This window comes from Streptomyces sp. NPDC006529 (assembly GCF_040611795.1).
GTDB lineage: Bacteria > Actinomycetota > Actinomycetes > Streptomycetales > Streptomycetaceae > Streptomyces.
In genome coordinates, this window is the sequence record NZ_JBEXPB010000022.1 from 87122 (window position 1) to 104814 (window position 17693).

Here is a 17693-nt window from a genome sequence, read left to right on the forward strand (position 1 = left end):
GGCCGTGGGCGTCCGCCCACGGCCCGGCCCGTCAGCGCATCCCGCCCGTGGCGACCGGTATGTGCCCGGACCGGGCGGCGCGCCGGGCCCGCCGCCGGTCCCGGCGCAGCTCGCGCGCCGTGCTGCTCGGCACCGAGACCACGCCGTACCGCTGGTTCCACGTCTGCCGGGTGATCAGGACGTCCAGCACCCCCCAGGTGGCCACCACCGTCCCGGCTATCGCGCCGAGCGCCATCGGGAGGGCCAGCCACGACCCGGCCACGGCCAGCAGGAAGGCCACCGTGGCCTGCGTCAGCGTCACGGCCACGATCAGCACCGCCCGCACGGCGGCCGTGCGCACCGGATCGGGCATCCTGCGCCGCCGTGCCGGTTCCTCCACCCACAGGGGACGGCCCCGGGGGGCCGTCCCGATCCGCCGCCCGTTCCCTCGCCCGTTTCCGTCGTCGTACACACCGCTGCCCATGCTTCGCTACTCCCCACCAGACGGCTCGCCATGCCGCCTCGAACTGATAGACGCTCGAAGAGGGGCGGAGATTCCCGGATCTGCGCCATTTCACCCGCGGCCCGGTCCCCGTGGTCCGTCCCCGGCCACCCCGCATCCGCCCCCGCACACATAATTCCAGCCATCCCTGTGGTGACGGGAACTGACGCCCCACCAGGTCGCATGTGCCGCATATGGGGCCGCACATGCCGGGAAGTACCGGGCAACGCGTGATCTTCGACCGGTGGTCCGGCCGAAAATGTCCGGACACGCCTTCGAGGGCCGCCCCCGGCAGTAGTAGGCTCACGCCGTTTAATTGACGGAACACCGACCCCCGGCAGCGGGGTTGAGCTGGGGGAGGCTGGGGAGGCCATGCGCTTTCGCGGGAAATCCATCCGCCGGAAGATCGTGGCGTTGCTCCTCGTGCCGCTCGTCTCCCTCACCGCCCTCTGGGGTTTCGCCACGGTCATCACCGGCCGGCAGGCCGTCGAACTCCTCGACGTGGCCTACGTGATCGACAAGGTCGGCTACCCCATCGAGGACGTCGTCCGCGTCGTCCAGAAGGAGCGCCGCCAGAGCCTCGTGGTCCTCGGCGACCCGCGCTCGGCCGTCGCCACCGCCGAACTCACCCAGCGTCGCGCCGCCACCGACGCGATCGTCGACGACCTCACCCGCAATGCCACCGACCCGGACGTCGTCGAGGAACTCACCCCGAACGCCGCCCAGCGGCTGCGCTCCATCCTCGACGCCTTCCACGGCATCGGCGCCCTGCGCCGCTCCGTCGACCAGACCACCCTCGACCCGTCCCAGGCGCTGGAGCTCTACAGCCGCCTGGTCGACCCCTGCTACGACTTCCTCGTCAACCTCCACGCCCTGGAGAACGTCGAGATGGACAAGGAGGGCCGGGCCCTGGTCGGCATCACCCGGGCCCGCGAGGCGCTCTCCCGCGAGGACGCCGTCGTCGCCTCCGCGCTGGCCGCGCACAACATCAGTGCCAAGGACACCCGCACGATGAGCGACCTCATGGCCAACCGGAGGCTGCTCTACGACATCAACCTCGCGATCCTCCCGGCCGGCGACCGCGAGCTGTTCGAGCAGTACTGGAGCGGTCCCGCCAGCAAACCCCTGCGCGACGCCGAAGAGCGGATCGTGGTGGCCGGTCCGATCAAGAACCCGCGCATGGCGGGGGAGAAGTGGGACGAGGCCGTGGGACGGGTCCTCGACGACCTCGCCACCATGGGAACCGCCGCCGGCGACCGCTACCAGAAGCGCGTCGAGCCCCTGGCCATGGACGTCCTGGTCCAGGCGGCCGTCGCCGGCGTCCTCGGGTTCCTGGCCCTGCTCGTCTCCCTCGTCCTGTCCGTGCGCATCGGCCGCGACCTGATCCGCGACCTCTCGCGGCTGCGCAAGGAGGCCCACGAGGTCTCCGGCGTCCGGCTGCCCGGCGTCATGCGCCGCCTCGCCGCGGGCGAACACGTCGACGTGGACACCGAGGCGCCCCGCCTGGAGTACGAGAAGGACGAGGTCGGCCAGGTCGGCATGGCCCTCAACTCGCTCCAGCGCGCCGCCGTCGAGGCGGCCGTCAAACAGGCCGAACTGCGCCGCGGGGTATCCGAGGTGTTCGTCAACCTCGCCCGCCGCAACCAGGTCCTGCTGCACCGCCAGCTCACCCTGCTCGACACCATGGAGCGACGCACCGAGGACTCCGAGGAACTGGCCGACCTCTTCCGCCTCGACCACATGACCACCCGCATGCGCCGCCACGCCGAGGGCCTGGTGATCCTCTCCGGCGCCGCGCCCTCGCGCCAGTGGCGCAAGCCGGTCCAGCTGATGGACGTCGTACGGGCGGCCGTCGCCGAGGTCGAGGACTACGAGCGGATCGAGGTGCGCCGGCTGCCGCGGCTCGGCATCACCGGCCCCGCCGTCGCCGACGTCACCCACCTCATCGCCGAACTCCTGGAGAACGCCACGGTTTTCTCGCCCCCGCACACCGCGGTCCAGGTGCACGGCGAGCGCGTGGCCAACGGTTTCACCCTGGAGATCCACGACCGCGGCCTCGGCATGCATCCGGACGCGCTGCTCGACGCGAACCTCCGGCTCGCCGAGACGACCGAGTTCGAGCTGTCCGACACCGACCGCCTCGGCCTGTTCGTCGTCAGCCGCCTCGCCCGCCGCCACAGCGTCAAGGTCGCGCTCCAGCCCAGCCCGTACGGCGGCACCACCGCGGTCGTCTTCCTCCCCCTGGAGGTGCTCACGGAGGCCCCCGAGACCAACGGCACCGGTGTGCGCCTGGAGGGTGCGGACCGGACCGCGGTGGGCCGCGGCCCGGTCCGCGCCCAGGGGATCGGCGCCGGCGCCGTGGCCGGGATCGGCCCCGCGAACGGCGCCGTGCACAGCGCCGGCACCGCCCGCGGCCCCGGGCGCGGGACCGGGAGCGGAAACGGTACGCCGTCCCGGCGCCCGGTGTCCGCCGCCCTGCTGGACGGCCCGGTCGAGCTGGAGGCCCCCCTCGGCCTCCTCGGCCTCGACCCGCCCGCCCCCCTGGACGGGCTGATCGGCGCCGCCGGGCGCCCGGTCGCTCCCGGTACGGGCGACGGCGGCCCGCACGCCAACGGCGCCCACCCGGGCGCCGACGGCGCGGTGCCCGAGACGGCCGCCCCCGGCGCCGCCATCCCCGCCATGGCCACCCTGGACGACGAGACCCCGCCGAACGGCACCCCGCGCAGCACCCTCCTGGGCCTGCGCGCCGCCGACCGCGACCGCCCCGCCGACCCCGCCCGCGACCGCTCCCCGGCCCGTGGGTCCGGCCGGGAGCAGCAGACCCCGACCGGCCCGGTCCGGCTGGAGAGCGCCCGCCCGGAGACCGCCGGCCGCCCCGCCTCCGGCGCCGTACCGCTCCCGCGCCGCCACCGCGCCCCGACCCTGGTCGCCGAGCACGGCCGCCGGGTGGACACCCCCCGCGCCGCCGCGCAGGACCCCGCCGGGCCCGTGCCCGCGGCGGAGCCCGCGCCCGCCGCCGTGCACGAGAGCGCTCCCGGGGCGGAGCACGGCGGGCCCGCTCCGAGCGGCCCCGGCGGGCTGCCCCGCCGGGTCCGCCAGGCCAGCCTCGCGCCCCAGCTGAAGAACGCCCCGGCCGCCGCGCCCGCCGACGCCACCGCCGGCCCGGTCGCCGACCGCGACGCCGAGACCGTACGCAGCCGGATGTCCGCACTCCAGCGCGGCTGGACCGCAGCCCGCGACCAGCACGACCAGTCCGGGACCGGTGCCGACAGCGCAGCCGGGACCGGTCCCGAGCACGAGAACGAGGGGGACGGTCGATGACCGCACCGCAGACCGCAGGCAACGACTCCCGGGGCCGGGGCCCCGGGCAGCTGAACTGGCTGCTGGACGAACTGGTCGACCGCGTGGCCAGCATCCGCAAGGCGGTCGTCCTTTCCGGCGACGGCCTGCCCACCGGCACCTCCAAGGACCTGACCCGCGAGGACAGCGAGCACCTGGCCGCCGTCGCCTCCGGCTTCCACAGCCTCGCCAAGGGCGTCGGACGGCACTTCGAGTCCGGCCAGGTCCGCCAGACCATGGTGGAACTGGACGAGGCCTTCCTGTTCGTGATGGCGGCGGGGGACGGCAGCTGCCTCGCGGTGCTCTCCGACGCCGACTCCGACGTGGGGCAGGTCGCCTACGAGATGACCCTGATGGTCAAGCGCGTGGGCGTCCACCTGGCGACCGCACCGCGCACCGGGCTGCCAGCCGGAGGGTGAGCCGGACGGCATGAGGGACCCAGGCCACGAACCCGACCACCACGCCCCCGCGTCCGGCGACGCTTCCGCCCACCCCGGCCACCCGGCCCACCAGGCGGCCTGGTTCGACGCCGACGCCGGCCCCGTAGTCCGTCCGTACGCGATGACCCGCGGCCGCACCAGCCACGCGGGCCAGCACCGTCTCGACCTGATCGCCCTCGTCGTCGCCGAAGCGGCGGCCGACGATCCGGTCTGGGACATGACCCTGTCCCCCGAACACGCCCACATCCTCGGGCTCTGCAAGGAACGGCCCCAGTCGGTGGCCGAACTCGCGGCCGACGTCGACCTCGCGGTCGGCGTCGTCCGCGTCCTGATCGGCGACCTCGTCGACGACCACCTGGTCCACGTGACCCGCCCGGTCCCGCCCGCGGAACTGCCGGACGAGTCCATTCTGCGTGAGGTGATAGATGGCCTTCGGGCGCTCTAGCCGCACCGGTGCCATGCACGCGGTGTCGCCGGTCGAACCGCTGACCCTGAAGATCCTGGTCGCGGGCGGCTTCGGGGTGGGCAAGACCACCCTGGTCAGCGCGGTGAGCGAGATCCGCCCGCTGCGCACCGAGGAACGGCTCTCCGAGCCGGGCCGCACCGTGGACGACCTCGGGGGAGTGGAGGGCAAGAGCACCACGACCGTCGCGATGGACTTCGGCCGGATCACCCTCCGGGACGACCTGGTCCTCTACCTGTTCGGCACGCCAGGCCAGGACCGCTTCTGGTTCCTGTGGGACGAACTGGCCACGGGCGCCCTGGGGGCGGTGGTCCTCGCCGACACCCGCCGCCTCGCGGACTGCTTCGCCGCCGTCGACTACTTCGAGCGGCGCGAACTGCCGTTCGTGGTGGCGGTCAACTGCTTCGACGGGGCCGACCGCCATCCGGTGGTGACCGTACGGGAGGCACTGGACCTCGACCCCGAGGTGCCCGTGCTGATCTGCGACGCGCGCGACCGGGAGTCGGTCAAGGACGTCCTGGTGGGGGTGGTGGAGCACGCCATGTCGCTGGCCCGCGCCCGCCGCAGCCCGACCCGGGCCTGAACCGGGTCCGGGCGGGGATACCGGCGGCGGCCGGCGGCCCGCCGCGGCCGCCCGGGCCCCCGCGTGGAGGCGGCCCGTACCCCCGCCGACTGGGGTACGGACCGCGGCTCACACGGGGGGTTGCGCGGGGGCGGGCCCGCTCGGGGCGCGCGACCGTGCAGGCAGTGTGAACCCGCCGCCGGGGGCCGTCAAGCGTTCGCGCAACAGCCCCTGTTCACGGCCGGGCGGGCTCCGGGCGCCCCGCTCACCGGACGGCCACGACCGCCGAACCGTGCCCGAACAAACCCTGGTTGGCGGTGATCCCCGCCCGCGCCCCGGGGACTTGCCGGCCCCCCGCGGCGCCGCGCAGCTGCCAGGTCAGCTCGCAGACCTGGGCGATCGCCTGGGCCGGCACCGCCTCCCCGAAGGACGCCAGTCCGCCGCTCGGATTGACCGGCACCCGGCCGCCCAGCGCGGTCGCCCCCTCCCGGACGAGCTTCGCGCCCTCGCCCTCGCCGCACAGGCCGATGTCCTCGTACCACTCCAGTTCGAGCGCGGTGGACAGGTCGTAGACCTCGGCGAGCGAGAGGTCGTCCGGCCCGAGGCCCGCCTCCTCGTACGCCGCCCGCGCGATCGAGGACCGGAACGACCCGGTGCCCGGCCCCGCGGAAGCGTCCGCCGAGGTGCCCACCGCGGAGTCGGTGGCGATGTCCGGCAGGTCGAGCACCGTCCGCGGATACGTCGGCGTCACCGTCGACACCGCCCGGATCCGCACCGGATCGCCCACCCCGCGCGCCCGCGCGAAGTCCATGCTGGTCAGCACCAGGGCCGCGCCCCCGTCCGAGGTCGCGCAGATGTCCAGCAGCCGCAGCGGATCGGCGACCACCGCCGAGGCGGCGACCTCCTCCACGCTGACGGCCTTGCGGTAGCGGGCGTTCGGATTGAGCACCCCGGCCGCCGCGTTCTTCACCTTGACCAGCGCGAAATCCTCACCCGTGTCCCCGTACAGGGCCATGCGCCGCCGTGCGTACAGCGCGAAGTACGCCGGATTCGTCGCCCCCAGCACCCGGAACCGCAGCCAGTCCGGATCGTCCGGCCGGTCCCCGCCCGCCGGGGCGAAGAACCCCTTGGGCGCCGCGTCCGCCCCCACCACGAGCACCACGTCGGCCAGCCCGGCCAGGATCTGCGCCCGGGCCGCGCCGATCGCCTGGGCGCCGGACGCGCAGGCCGCGTACACGCTGGTGACCCGCGCGCCCTGCCAGCCGAGCGCGCGTGCGAAGGTCGCCCCGGCCACGTACCCCGGGTACCCCGACCGCACGGTGTCGGCGCCGACGATCGAACCGACGTCGGTCCAGTCGAGCCCCGCGTCGGCGAGCGCGGCCCGCGCCGCGGTCCGCCCGTACTCGACGAAGCTGCGCCCCCACTTGCCCCACGGATGCATCCCGGCCCCGAGGACCGCCACGTCACCGCCGCTCATGCCCGCACCCCGCCGTCCGCCACGGGCCGGAAGTGCCAGGTCGTCCACGTCGTCCCGGTCCGCGCGTCCTCGTTCAGCACCCCCGGCACCACCTCGACCACCATCCCGACGGCCAGGTCGGCCACGCCCACCCCGGGCACGGTCTGCCCGAGGACCACCATCCGCTCGGCCTCCAGCTCCACCGCGACCAGCGTGTACGGGGTCCAGGGCCGGTCGGGGTCCGACACGTAGGGGGCGGGCGGCCGGTAGCGCCCGTCGGTGTAGGACCAGATCCGGCCGTACCGCGAGAGCGGCACCTCGGCCAGCTCGCCGCCCCCCGCACAGCGGGGATTGCGGCAGAAGGCGTCCTCCCGCGGGAAGTACACGGCGGCGCAGGCGGAGCACCGGGTCCCGAGCAGCCGGAAGTCCGCCTCCGCGCCCGCTCCGGTCCCGGCGTCCGTACCGGTATCGGTGAACCACCCGCTCACGACGGGCGTGCGTGTCCGTTCCAAGACCCCTCCTGACAGCGACCCCTGAATCTGACGGAACGTCAGGAGTGTGTCACGAGAGGCCCGCCGCGGTCACGGGTCGGCGGTCACCTGTTGTCGGCCAGCCACTTCGCGGCCGTCTCCGCCAGCTCCGCGTCGCGCCCGGCCAGCATCATCCGGATCATCTGCACGTCCCCGCGCAGCGACCACGCCGGATGCCCGAAGGTCGCCGGATTGTTCTTCTCGATCAGGAAGTGCGCGGGCCAGGCCGCCCCGTACCCGAGCAGGGGCAGCGCGGCCAGGTACCGCGGGCGGCCCCGCCCCAGCCCGTAGGCGGCCAGGGCGAGACCGGTGAGCGTGCCGGCCAGGTGCACCCACCGGGTCGCGGCCCGGGAGTGCATGGCGACGTAGTAGGGCCAGAATTCCTCGTACGAACCGAAGGTCATGGGGCGACGGTACTCAGGGCCGCAGGGACCCGACAGCGACGGGGAAGTCGAAGTGGGTGTCCGGAAAGGCCTCGGGGCGGTAGGTGAAGTGCCACCACTCCTCGGGCAGGTTCACGAACCCCCGCTCCCCGAGGACCCGCCGCAGGAACCGCCGGTTCTCCCGCGCGGCGCCGGTGACCGCCGCGCTGTCCGTGTGCGACAGCGGATCGAAGAAGTCGAAGGGCGTCCCGAAGTCCACCGGACGCCCCCGCGGTAGCCGCACCAGCCCCACGTCGACCGTACTGCCGCGGCTGTGCCCCGAACGCGCCGCGATGTAGCCCTCCGGGACCAGCCGGTCCTTCGGCACCCGCGGGTAGTACGCCGCCTTGGTCCGCTGGTCGCCCGCGTCCCCGGCCCACCGCACGAAGCGGTCCACCGCCCGTTGCGGCCGGTAGCAGTCGTACACCGTCAGCGCGAAGCCGCGGACCGCCACCGCGCGCTGCGCCCGGGCCAGCGCCTCGGCCGCGGGCCGGGCGAGCAGGCACACCGGCTCCTCGTAGCCGTCGACCGGGCTCCCGGTGAAGTTGTCCGCTCCCGCGTACCGCATCTCCTGGCGGATCGTCGGAGCCACCGCCCCGAGGAGGACGAATCCGCCCGGAACCGTGCCGGGCGGCGGCGTCCCGGGCACTGCGGCCGCGAGGGAGGCGACCGCGAGGACAACAGCCAGCGTTCTCATGCCCCTTCGTCTACCATCGCGGGATGCCCGCGCCGCTGATGAACTCGCACTGTTCCGCCTGCGGATCTCCGTTCGCCACCACCGACTGGCCCCGCCGGTGCGCCGCCTGCGGCAGCACGGCCTACCGCAACCCCACGCCGGTGGCGGTGGCCCTGCTCCCCGTCGAGGACGACCGGGGCACCGGCCTCGTGGTCATCACGCGCACGATCGAACCGGCGCTGGGCGGCGTCGCCCTCCCCGGCGGCTTCATCGACCACGGCGAGGACTGGCGCGAAGCGGTGGTCCGCGAACTGCGCGAGGAGACCGGCATCCACGCACCGGCGGCGGACGTCACCCTCGCCGACGCCCTCAGCTCCCCGGCGGGCCACCTGCTGATCTTCGGCCTCCTCCCCACCCGCCCCGCCGCCACCCTCCCCCCGCCCACCCCCACCGACGAAACAACGGGCTGGCACATCCTCCACACCCCCACCCCCCTGGCCTTCCCCCTCCACACCCAAGCCACCACCGCCTGGTTCGCGGGCCGCTACACCTGATGCCAGCCCGGGCAAAGTCAGCCCCAGCCCCGGCGATTCCAGCCTCGCGCCGGACCAAGGCCATATCGGCGCGAGCTGATCCAGCGCAGCCCCGGCAAATCCAGCCCCGCCGGCGTTTGAGGCGCGGGGTCCGGGGCGGAGCCCCGATCCGGAAGCCGCACCCGCCCCCTCACCCCGGCCACCCCCCAACCTAGAGGCCCCGCACCGTCACCCCCGTGACACAGCCACCGCCGTCCCGCTCCAGCACGACGCCATCCCCGGCCCACCGCGAGGTGTACCGCTCGACCACCCCCGCCCCGAAGCCCGCCCCCGCGTCCCGCACCACCACCCCGCCCCCCGTCCGCCCCCGCTCCGGCGCCCACACCTCCAGCTCCACCCCCTCGCCGGAGGCGGACCGTACCGGAATCACCGCCCCCGCCCGCGCCAGCACCGGGATCCGCCCGAGCGGCGCCTCCAGCAGGACCCGCCCCGGCCCCTCGTACGCCACCCCCGTCACCGTGTCGTACCAGCGCCCCCGCGGCACCCGCACCGCCCGCCGGTCCGCCCCGCACTCCAGCACGGGCGCCACCAGCAGCGCGTCCCCCAGCAGGAACGCGTCCTCGCAGTCCCGCAGCCCCCGCTCCTCCGGCGCCCCCCACCACAGCGGCCGCACGTACGGCGCCCCGGTCCGCCCCGCCAGATGCGCCAGGGTCACGAAGTACGGCCGCAGCCGCTCCCGTTCGGCCAGCACCGCCTTCGCGTGCTCCTCCACATCGGCCCCGAACTCCCACGGCTCCCGCCGCCCCGCCCAGATCGCCGCGTGCGTGCGGAACAGCGGCAGGTAGGCGCCCAGTTGCAGCCACCGCAGGTACAGCTCCGGCGAGGGCGAACCGCCGAATCCCCCCACGTCCGGCCCGGAATACGGCACCCCGCACAGTCCGAGCCCCAGGACCAGTGCCAGCGAGGCCCGCAGCCCCGGCCAGCTCGTCTCCACGTCACCGGACCACGTGCCGCCGTACCGCTGCATCCCCGCCCAGCCCGACCGGGAGAAGAGGAACGGCCGTTCCGTCGGACGCAGCCGTACCAGCCCCTCGTACCCGGCCCGCGCCATCCCGAGCGCGTACACGTTGTGCGCCGCCCGGTGGTCCCCGCCCGCCCCGTCCATCGCGTGCCGCGCGGACCTCGGCAGCGTCATGTCCCCGAACGGGGTGAAGGACACCGGCTCGTTCATGTCGTGCCAGACACCCGCGAAGCCGTTGGCGAGCCGCTCCTCGTACAGGTCGCCCCACCACCGGCGCACCGCCGGATCGGTGAAGTCCGGATACGCGCAGCCACCCGGCCACACCTCGCCCCGCACCTCCCGCCCGCGCGCGTCCCGTACGAACGCGCCCGCGCCCCCGACCGCACCCCCGGCCGCGTGCAGGGCCTCGCCCGGCGCCGCCTTCACCGCCGGGTCCACGATCGACACCAGCCGCGTCCCGCCCCCGGGCAGCTCCGCCAACTCCCTTGCCAGTCCCGGCAGATCGGGGAACCGCTCCGGATCCACCGTGAACACCCGGTGCCCGTCGTAGTGGTCGATGTCCAGGTGTACGGCCGCCAGCGCGATCCCCCGCGACACATACCCCTCCACCACCCGCCGCACCTCCGCCGCGCTCCCGAACCCCCACCGCGCGTGCTGGTGGCCCAGCGCCCACTCCGGCGGCACCGCGGCCGCGCCCGTCAGCCCCGACCAGCCCTGCAGCACCCGGGCCGGCGTCCCGACCAGCACCCAGCACCGCAACGGGCCGCCGTCCATGCGCAGTTCGCTCACCCCCGGCCGGTCCGCGCCCGATCCGGCGCCCTCCTCGCCCTCGCGCAGCGACACCCGCCCGTCCCAGGTGTCGTCGTAGAAGGCCAGGTGCGTCCCCGCGTCGGCGACGACGAACTGCACCGGCATCGTGATGTACAGCGGGTCGTCGCCCGGCCCGAACACGCCCCGCGGATCGGTGTTCCACAGCCGGTAGACCCCGTCCCGCAGCCGGGGCCCGCAGGCCCGCCCGCCCAGCCCGAAGAAGCGCGCGTCGGCCGGCACCTCGGACCGCAGCAGCCACCGGGCGCCCGCCCGGTCCCCGTCCTTCGCCCCGGCCCCGACCCCGTCCCCTGACGGCGCCACCGGCTCCCACCACCGCGGCGGCCGCTCCCGCCGCAGCACCGCCCCGCCGGGCGTGCGCACCTCCACCTGCCCGTGCCGGGACACGGCCACCGTCACCCGCTCCGACACCACCCGCCAGCCGCCCCCGGTGTCCGGCTCCAGCACCGCGCGCGGATCCGGCTCCGGCCCCGAGCCCACCACCGCGTACGACGGCGTCGGCCGGGCCCCGTCCCACCCCAAGAACACCGCGCCGCCCACCGTCACCCGCACCACCAGCTCGGAGCGCGCGAACCGCAGCACCCCGCCGCCCGGGCCGGGCTCCGCACCCGTCAGCAGCCCCGGCACGCGCGCCCGCTCCGCGCCCCGGCGCGGGAGCCCCAGCGCGTCCGCCCGCCGGTGGCGCAACGCCGAGCGCCACGCCCGCCGCCCGCCCGCCGTACCGATGTCCATGACCGCACGCACCAGATCACGACCGTTCATGGCGCGCACTTTGCCACCGGCCCCGGCCCCGGCGGGCCCCGTTCACCAGCCGTTCACCCGGGAACGGATCACACCCGGCCACCGCCGACCGCTCTGGTGCGGATGTCGATCACATGGCATCGTCCCTGTGAGCCGCCGCGCACCCACCCCCGCGCGATGGCACCGTACGCACACGGGCGCACCCACCCGCGCCACCCACGCACGAGCACGGGCGCACGCACACGAAGCGCGAGCCGCAGACCGACCGGGAGCCGACCCATGACCTCAGCCACTCCGCCGGAACCCCTGTGGACCCCGGGCCCCGACCGGATCGCGGCGGCCCGGATCACGGCCTTCCAGGCCTGGGCCGCCGAACACCACGGCGCCCCCGCCACCGGCGGGTACCCGGCCCTGCACAGTTGGTCCGTGGACGCGCTGGACACCTTCTGGCAGGCCGTCGCCGAGTGGTTCGACGTCCGCTTCACCACTCCCTACACCTCGGTCCTCGCCGACCGCACCATGCCCGGCGCACGCTGGTTCACCGGCGCCACGCTGAACTACGCCGAGCACGCCCTGCGCGCCGGCGAGGACCCGGCGCGCGCCGGCGAAGCCGCCCTGCTCCACGTCGACGAGACCCACGAGCCGGTCCCCGTCACCTGGGCCGAGCTGCGCCGCCAGGTCGGCGCGCTCGCCGCGCAGCTGCGCGCCCTCGGCGTGCGCCCCGGCGACCGCGTCAGCGGCTACCTCCCGAACATCCCCGAAGCCGTCGTGGCCCTGCTCGCCACGGCTGCCGTCGGCGGCGTCTGGACCTCCTGCGCCCCCGACTTCGGCGCCCGCAGCGTCCTCGACCGCTTCCAGCAGGTCGAACCCGTCGTCCTGTTCACCGTCGACGGCTACCGCTACGGCGGCAAGGAGCACGACCGCCGCGACACCGTCGCCGAACTGCGGGCCGACCTCCCCTCGCTGCGGGCCGTCGTCCACATCCCGCTGATCGGCACCCCCGCGCCCGAGGGCACCCTCGACTGGTCCGCCCTGACCGCGGGCGAGAGCGAACCGGTCTTCGAGCCGGTCCCCTTCGACCACCCGCTGTGGGTCCTGTACTCCTCCGGTACCACGGGCCTGCCCAAGGCGATCGTCCAGTCGCAGGGCGGCATCCTGCTCGAACACCTCAAGCAGCTCGGCCTGCACTGCGACCTGGGCCCGCAGGACCGGTTCTTCTGGTACACCTCCACCGGCTGGATGATGTGGAACTTCCTCGTCTCCGGCCTGCTCACCGGCACCACCGTGGTCCTGTACGACGGCAGCCCCGGCTACCCGGACACCGGCGCCCAGTGGCGGATCGCCGAACGCACGAAGGCCACCCTCTACGGCACCTCGGCCGCCTACGTGATGGCCTGCCGCAAGGCCGAGGTCCACCCCGCGCGCGACTTCGACCTCTCCGCGGTGAAGTGCGTCGCCACCACGGGCTCCCCGCTGCCGCCCGACGGCTTCCGCTGGCTGCACGACGAAGTCGCCGAGGACCTGTGGATCGCCTCGGTCAGCGGCGGCACCGACGTGTGCAGCTGTTTCGCCGGCGCCGTCCCCACCCTGCCCGTCCACATCGGCGAACTCCAGGCCGCCTGCCTGGGCACCGACCTCCAGGCCTGGGACCCGGCGGGCAAGCCCGTGACCGGGGAGGTGGGCGAGCTGATCGTCACCAACCCCATGCCGTCCATGCCGATCCGGTTCTGGAACGACCCCGACGGCAGCCGCTACCGCGACAGCTACTTCGACATGTTCCCGGGCGTCTGGCGGCACGGTGACTGGATCACGATCACCGACCACGGCTCGGTCGTCATCCACGGCCGCTCCGACTCCACGCTCAACCGCCAGGGCGTGCGGATGGGCTCCGCCGACATCTACGAGGCCGTGGAGCGCCTGCCGGAGATCAAGGAATCCCTCGTCATCGGGCTGGAGGAACCGGACGGCGGCTACTGGATGCCGCTCTTCGTCCACCTCGCCCCCGGCGCCCGCCTCGACGACGACCTGCGGGCCCGGATCAAGACGACGATCCGCGAGGAACTCTCCCCCCGCCACGTCCCCGACGAGATCATCGAGGTCCCCGGCGTCCCGCACACCCTCACGGGCAAGCGCATCGAGGTGCCGGTCAAGCGCCTGCTCCAGGGCGCGCCGCTGGCCAAGGCCGTGAACCCCGGCTCGGTCGACAACCTCGACCTCCTCGACTTCTACGAGGAGCTGGCCCGCACCCGACGCCAGGGGTGACTGTCAGTGGCCGTGGTTACGCTGAGTGAGCATCGACCGGTGCGACTCAGGGGGAGCCATGGCAGACAGCAGGAACACGGACACGACCAGCACCCGAGGCCGCCCGCGCGGCGCCGCGGGCGGAGGCGCAAACGGCAGGAGGGGCGGCGGCGGACGCGGCGGCGGGGGCGGCGGGGGCGCCTCCCGGGCCCGCCGCGGCCTGCGCCGCGAAATCCCCGGCACGCTCGGCGTCATCGCCGACCCCGGGGACTTCGCGGCCATGCGCGGCTACCGGAGCTTCGCCTTCACCGACCACGAGGACTACCTCGCCCAGGCCGACGCGCTCCTGAGGTCCCTCGCCCTGCGCGGCATCCACACCACCGTCGTGCTCTTCGACCCCGAGGAGTACGCCGACCACTGCGCCGAGCGGGGCACCGACCCCGACACCTCCGCCGCCCGCACCCGCTTCACCGCGGACCTCGCCGGCACCGCCGCCTCCCTGCCCTACGGGGAGGAGCCACTGAGCGCCCTCCTCCCGCGCCTCGTGGACGAGGCCGTCCGCCAGGCCACCTGGGAGTACGCCACCGTCCTGCTCTCCGGGATCGGCAGCTGCGCCGACTGCGGGGAGGACATCGGCCAGGCCTCCTTCGACCGGGCGGCCCTGATCCTGCGGCGGCTGCTGGAGCGGGCCGGACCCGGCCACCACCACCTGGTGTGCAGCGTCCCCACCCAGGACGAACAGCTCGTCGCCGTACTGCACGCCGACACCACCGGCGACCCCGCCGCCCCGCCCGGGGCGGGAGGACGCGAGCGCTTCGACTTCGTGACCGTCCTCGCCACCGGCCTCGCCCTCGGCGGCCCCGGCGGCCTGGTCCTGCGCACCACCACCGGGGACCTCCGCGACCGGGTCCACGGTTGGCGCCTGGACCGCGGCCGCCTGGTCACCCTCTCCGCAGCTGCCGTGTTCAACGCGTACTGCACCGATGCCGACACCGGAGAGCCCGTCCCGCCGGAACCGGGCGTCGAGTACTGCCCCGGGTACGAGGTGGACGAGGCGGGACCTCCCCACTGAACCGGAGGAGGCACCGGAGCGGACGAGGGGCCCCCGCCACCGGCGAAGGCCCCTCGTCCCGACCACACCACCCCTCGCGGGGCACCGGCTACTCGCCGGAGAGCACCGCCTGGGCGGCCACGCGGGCCTCCTCGGCGCTGTCCGCCGCGCGCGCGGCGGCGGCGGCGCGCTCGCACTGCGCGAGCGTGTACTTGGCGAGCGTCGCCCGCACGTAGGGGATCGACGCGGCGCCCATCGAGAGGGAGGTGACACCCAGACCCGTCAGGACACAGGCCAGCAGCGGGTCCGAAGCGGCCTCACCGCAGACGCCGCAGCTCTTGCCCTCCGCCCTGGCGGCCTCGGCCGACATGGCGATCAGGTCGAGCAGCGCGGGCTGCCACGGGTCCTGGAGGCGGGAGACCGCACCGACCTGGCGGTCGGCCGCGAAGGCGTACTGCGCCAGGTCGTTCGTGCCCAGCGACAGGAACTCGACTTCCTGGAGGATCGAGCGCGCCCGCAGCGCGGCGGAGGGGATCTCCACCATCGCGCCGAACTTCGCCCGCAGCCCGGCCTCGCGGCAGGCGTCCGCGAACGCCTTGGCGTCGGCGCGGTCGGCCACCATCGGGGCCATGACCTCCAGGTAGACCGGCAGGCCCTCGGCCGCCTTGGCCAGCGCGGTGAGCTGCGTGCGCAGCACCTCCGGGTGGTCCAGCAGCGCCCGCAGGCCGCGCACGCCCAGAGCCGGGTTCGGCTCGTCTGCCGGGGTCAGGAAGTCGAGCGGCTTGTCGGCGCCCGCGTCCAGGACGCGCACGACGACCCGGCCCTCGGGGAAGGCCTCCAGCACGGCGCGGTAGGCCGCGACTTGCTTCTCCTCGGTCGGCGCCTTCTTGCTGTCGTCCAGGAACAGGAACTCGGTGCGGAACAGGCCCACACCCTCCGCCCCCGCCTCGACGGCCGCCGGCACGTCCGCCGGACCGCCGACGTTCGCCAGCAGCGGCACCTTGTGACCGTCCGACGTGGCGCCCGGACCGGACGACGCGGACAGCGCGGCCCGGCGCTCGGCGGCCGCGGCCTCCAGCTCCGCGCGCTTCTGCGGAGTCGGGTCCACGAACAGGTCACCGGTGCTGCCGTCGACGGCGATCACGGTGCCCTCGGGGATCTCACCGGCACCCGGCAGCGCGACGATGGCCGGCACGCCCAGCGCCCGCGCGAGGATCGCGCTGTGGCTGGTCGGGCCGCCTTCCTCGGTCACGAAACCGAGGACGAGCGTCGGGTCGAGCAGCGCGGTGTCCGCGGGAGCCAGGTCCCGCGCGATCAGCACGTACGGCTCGTCGCTGTCCGGCACGCCCGGCATGGGCACGCCCAGCAGACGGGCCACGATGCGGTTCCGCACGTCGTCCAGGTCGGCCACCCGGCCGGCCATGTACTCCCCGGCGCCCGCGAGCAGCTCGCGGTAGGAGGCGAACGCGTCGTACACACCGCGCTCGGCGGTGCTCCCGACAGCGATCCGGCGGTCGACGTCGGCCATCAGCTCAGGGTCCTGAGCGATCATGGCCTGGGCTTCGAGCACGTGCTGGGCCTCGCCACCGGCCAGCTGGCCGCGCGCGATCAGGTCGGCCGCCACGGCGTCCACGGCCTGACGGGCGCGCCCCTGTTCGCGCTCCGCCTCCTCCGCGGCGATCTGCTTGGCCGGCGGTTCGAGAACCGCCGTCCCCATGTGCCGAACCTCGCCGATCGCCACACCGTGGCTCACGCCGACGCCTCGCAGCGTTGTCTCCATTTCACCCGTCTCCGATTGAGCGGCGGGCCCACCCGCCGCGTTGGATGTCCGATTCGCCCGTGCGGGCGGATACGTCACTGCCAGCCGAAGAGCACGTCTCCGGTTTTCACGTCTCCGGCCTCGACGACATCGGTGAGGGAGTCGGGCGTCGCTTCCAGGGCCACCACGGGGCAGACGGGCGACTTGCCGGCCTGCTCGACCGCGGCGGGGTTCCAGCGGATGACGGTCTGGCCGCGGGTCACCGTGTCGCCCTTGTTCACGAGCAGCTCGAAGCCCTCGCCGTTGAGCTGGACGGTGTCGATCCCGAGGTGCGTGAGCACGCCGTGCCCATCGGCGTCGACGACGACGTAGGCGTGCGGGTGCAGAGAGACGACCACACCGTCGACGGGGGACACCGCCTCCGAGGGCTCGCGCACGGGATCAATGGCGGTGCCCGGTCCCACCATGGCGCCGGAGAACACCGGATCGGGCACTGCCGCGAGTCCGATGGCGCGCCCGGCAAGTGGGGACGTCACGCTGGTCATGGGGGCCTCCCAGGGGGTGGGGCTGCTTCGTGTCGCCGTCAGAACATGTCCGGACGGCATACTTTGAGAAGGGTAAGTCATGACACATCCCGGTTCGTCACGAAGTACACCTCCTGACGGAGGCCCTGCGTGCTCGCCGCGACGGCCTAGTGGACTAGACCATACGCCTGAATCGATTTGCGCGGGCATCGGCGGAGCTGTACTGTCGTGACTCCCGCCAGGACGCGTCGTGTGAACACCTCACGAACCGCTGATGGACGGGACACCTCCTCTGGATCGCTGATCTTCAACCCGTGTTCTTTGCGTTTGCCTGTAGGCGGACGGAGAGAGTGGTCGGGAAGCGGGAAAAGCGCTGATAGAGTCGGACTCGCCGAAAAGGAAAACGCGAAAGCGAAAACCTGGAAAGCGAAAAGCAGGATCCCGTTTCGACCGGGAATCGGACACGAGAGAGTCTGATAGAGTCGGAAACGAAAAACGAAGCCCGGAGGAAAACCCGCGAGGGTGAGTACAAAGGAAGCGTCCGTTCCTTGAGAACTCAACAGCGTGCCAAAAATCAACGCCAGAAGTTGATACCCCGTCCATTTCGGTGGATGAGGTTCCTTTGA

At 74.0% G+C, this 17693-nt stretch carries 14 protein-coding genes and 1 pseudogene; 7 read left to right on the forward strand and 8 right to left on the reverse strand.

What is annotated here, in order from left to right:
- Positions 1-31 precede the first annotated feature (31 nt).
- Positions 32-391 (reverse strand): annotated as a pseudogene (locus ABZY31_RS17535) (hypothetical protein); the annotation flags it as partial.
- 498 nt (positions 392-889) lie between these two features.
- On the opposite strand from ABZY31_RS17535, the gene ABZY31_RS17540 reads away from it, so the two are divergent.
- Genes ABZY31_RS17540 through ABZY31_RS17555 form a run of 4 tightly spaced genes read left to right on the forward strand, consistent with a single transcriptional unit; the run spans position 890 to position 5306 of the window.
- The gene (locus ABZY31_RS17540; protein WP_356410956.1) at positions 890-3802 is read left to right on the forward strand and encodes a nitrate- and nitrite sensing domain-containing protein; all 2913 of its coding nucleotides are present in this window, start codon (positions 890-892) and stop codon (positions 3800-3802) included.
- Positions 3799-4239 (forward strand): roadblock/LC7 domain-containing protein, encoded by a 441-nt coding sequence (locus ABZY31_RS17545; RefSeq protein WP_356410959.1) that lies wholly within the window; start codon positions 3799-3801, stop codon positions 4237-4239. Before ABZY31_RS17540 ends, ABZY31_RS17545 begins: the two co-directional genes overlap by 4 nt.
- Before the next feature lie 10 nt (positions 4240-4249).
- Positions 4250-4705, forward strand: a complete 456-nt coding sequence (locus ABZY31_RS17550; protein ID WP_356410962.1) for a DUF742 domain-containing protein — start codon at positions 4250-4252, stop codon at positions 4703-4705.
- The gene (locus ABZY31_RS17555; RefSeq protein ID WP_356410965.1) at positions 4686-5306 is read left to right on the forward strand and encodes an ATP/GTP-binding protein; all 621 of its coding nucleotides are present in this window, start codon (positions 4686-4688) and stop codon (positions 5304-5306) included. Before ABZY31_RS17550 ends, ABZY31_RS17555 begins: the two co-directional genes overlap by 20 nt.
- A 244-nt stretch (positions 5307-5550) precedes the next feature.
- On the opposite strand, the gene ABZY31_RS17560 is transcribed toward ABZY31_RS17555, so the two are convergent.
- The 4 genes from ABZY31_RS17560 to ABZY31_RS17575 form a co-directional block, all read right to left on the reverse strand.
- Positions 5551-6762 (reverse strand): lipid-transfer protein, encoded by a 1212-nt coding sequence (locus ABZY31_RS17560; protein ID WP_356410967.1) that lies wholly within the window; start codon positions 6760-6762, stop codon positions 5551-5553.
- Positions 6759-7253 (reverse strand): zinc ribbon domain-containing protein, encoded by a 495-nt coding sequence (locus tag ABZY31_RS17565; protein WP_356410970.1) that lies wholly within the window; start codon positions 7251-7253, stop codon positions 6759-6761. The genes ABZY31_RS17560 and ABZY31_RS17565 overlap by 4 nt, the downstream gene beginning before the upstream one ends.
- 83 nt (positions 7254-7336) lie before the next feature.
- The gene (locus ABZY31_RS17570; RefSeq protein ID WP_356410973.1) at positions 7337-7675 is read right to left on the reverse strand and encodes a DUF962 domain-containing protein; all 339 of its coding nucleotides are present in this window, start codon (positions 7673-7675) and stop codon (positions 7337-7339) included.
- A gap of 13 nt (positions 7676-7688) precedes the next feature.
- Positions 7689-8390, reverse strand: coding sequence for a M15 family metallopeptidase (locus ABZY31_RS17575; protein WP_356410976.1), 702 nt, complete (start codon positions 8388-8390; stop codon positions 7689-7691).
- A 23-nt stretch (positions 8391-8413) separates the two neighbouring features.
- Here ABZY31_RS17575 and ABZY31_RS17580 point away from each other — a divergent pair, with 23 nt between their 5' ends.
- Positions 8414-8923 (forward strand): NUDIX domain-containing protein, encoded by a 510-nt coding sequence (locus ABZY31_RS17580; RefSeq protein WP_356410979.1) that lies wholly within the window; start codon positions 8414-8416, stop codon positions 8921-8923.
- A gap of 190 nt (positions 8924-9113) precedes the next feature.
- Here the strand turns inward: ABZY31_RS17580 and ABZY31_RS17585 are convergent, their stop codons facing one another.
- On the reverse strand, positions 9114-11513 hold the full coding sequence (locus tag ABZY31_RS17585) for a TIM-barrel domain-containing protein (RefSeq protein ID WP_356410982.1): 2400 nt from the start codon (positions 11511-11513) through the stop codon (positions 9114-9116).
- A gap of 258 nt (positions 11514-11771) precedes the next feature.
- Between ABZY31_RS17585 and ABZY31_RS17590 the strand changes: the two genes are divergently transcribed.
- Positions 11772-13754, forward strand: coding sequence for an acetoacetate--CoA ligase (locus ABZY31_RS17590; protein ID WP_356410985.1), 1983 nt, complete (start codon positions 11772-11774; stop codon positions 13752-13754).
- 58 nt (positions 13755-13812) lie between these two features.
- Positions 13813-14805 (forward strand): hypothetical protein, encoded by a 993-nt coding sequence (locus ABZY31_RS17595; protein ID WP_356410988.1) that lies wholly within the window; start codon positions 13813-13815, stop codon positions 14803-14805.
- 88 nt (positions 14806-14893) lie between these two features.
- Here ABZY31_RS17595 and ptsP read toward each other — a convergent pair whose 3' ends face one another.
- Together ptsP and ABZY31_RS17605 are read right to left on the reverse strand one after the other, a co-directional pair.
- Positions 14894-16564 carry a phosphoenolpyruvate--protein phosphotransferase gene (gene ptsP / locus ABZY31_RS17600; RefSeq protein ID WP_356410991.1) on the reverse strand — a complete coding sequence of 557 codons (1671 nt, stop codon included), beginning with the start codon at positions 16562-16564 and terminating at the stop codon, positions 14894-14896.
- Between the two features lie 74 nt (positions 16565-16638).
- Positions 16639-17088 carry a PTS glucose transporter subunit IIA gene (locus ABZY31_RS17605; RefSeq protein WP_356410994.1) on the reverse strand — a complete coding sequence of 150 codons (450 nt, stop codon included), beginning with the start codon at positions 17086-17088 and terminating at the stop codon, positions 16639-16641.
- Positions 17089-17693: the final 605 nt, after the last annotated feature.

Bases quoted from the DNA above. Each gene is read 5' to 3' on its own strand.
- ABZY31_RS17545 (WP_356410959.1), top strand. From the start codon at position 3,799: ATGACCGCACCGCAGACCGCAGGCAACGACTCCCGGGGCCGGGGCCCC.
- ABZY31_RS17550 (WP_356410962.1), top strand. From the start codon at position 4,250: ATGAGGGACCCAGGCCACGAACCCGACCACCACGCCCCCGCGTCCGGC.
- ABZY31_RS17555 (WP_356410965.1), top strand. From the start codon at position 4,686: ATGGCCTTCGGGCGCTCTAGCCGCACCGGTGCCATGCACGCGGTGTCG.
- ABZY31_RS17560 (WP_356410967.1), bottom strand. From the start codon at position 6,762: ATGAGCGGCGGTGACGTGGCGGTCCTCGGGGCCGGGATGCATCCGTGG.
- ABZY31_RS17570 (WP_356410973.1), bottom strand. From the start codon at position 7,675: ATGACCTTCGGTTCGTACGAGGAATTCTGGCCCTACTACGTCGCCATG.
- ABZY31_RS17575 (WP_356410976.1), bottom strand. From the start codon at position 8,390: ATGAGAACGCTGGCTGTTGTCCTCGCGGTCGCCTCCCTCGCGGCCGCA.
- ABZY31_RS17580 (WP_356410979.1), top strand. From the start codon at position 8,414: ATGCCCGCGCCGCTGATGAACTCGCACTGTTCCGCCTGCGGATCTCCG.
- ABZY31_RS17585 (WP_356410982.1), bottom strand. From the start codon at position 11,513: ATGAACGGTCGTGATCTGGTGCGTGCGGTCATGGACATCGGTACGGCG.
- ABZY31_RS17590 (WP_356410985.1), top strand. From the start codon at position 11,772: ATGACCTCAGCCACTCCGCCGGAACCCCTGTGGACCCCGGGCCCCGAC.
- ABZY31_RS17595 (WP_356410988.1), top strand. From the start codon at position 13,813: ATGGCAGACAGCAGGAACACGGACACGACCAGCACCCGAGGCCGCCCG.
- ptsP (WP_356410991.1), bottom strand. From the start codon at position 16,564: ATGGAGACAACGCTGCGAGGCGTCGGCGTGAGCCACGGTGTGGCGATC.
- ABZY31_RS17605 (WP_356410994.1), bottom strand. From the start codon at position 17,088: ATGACCAGCGTGACGTCCCCACTTGCCGGGCGCGCCATCGGACTCGCG.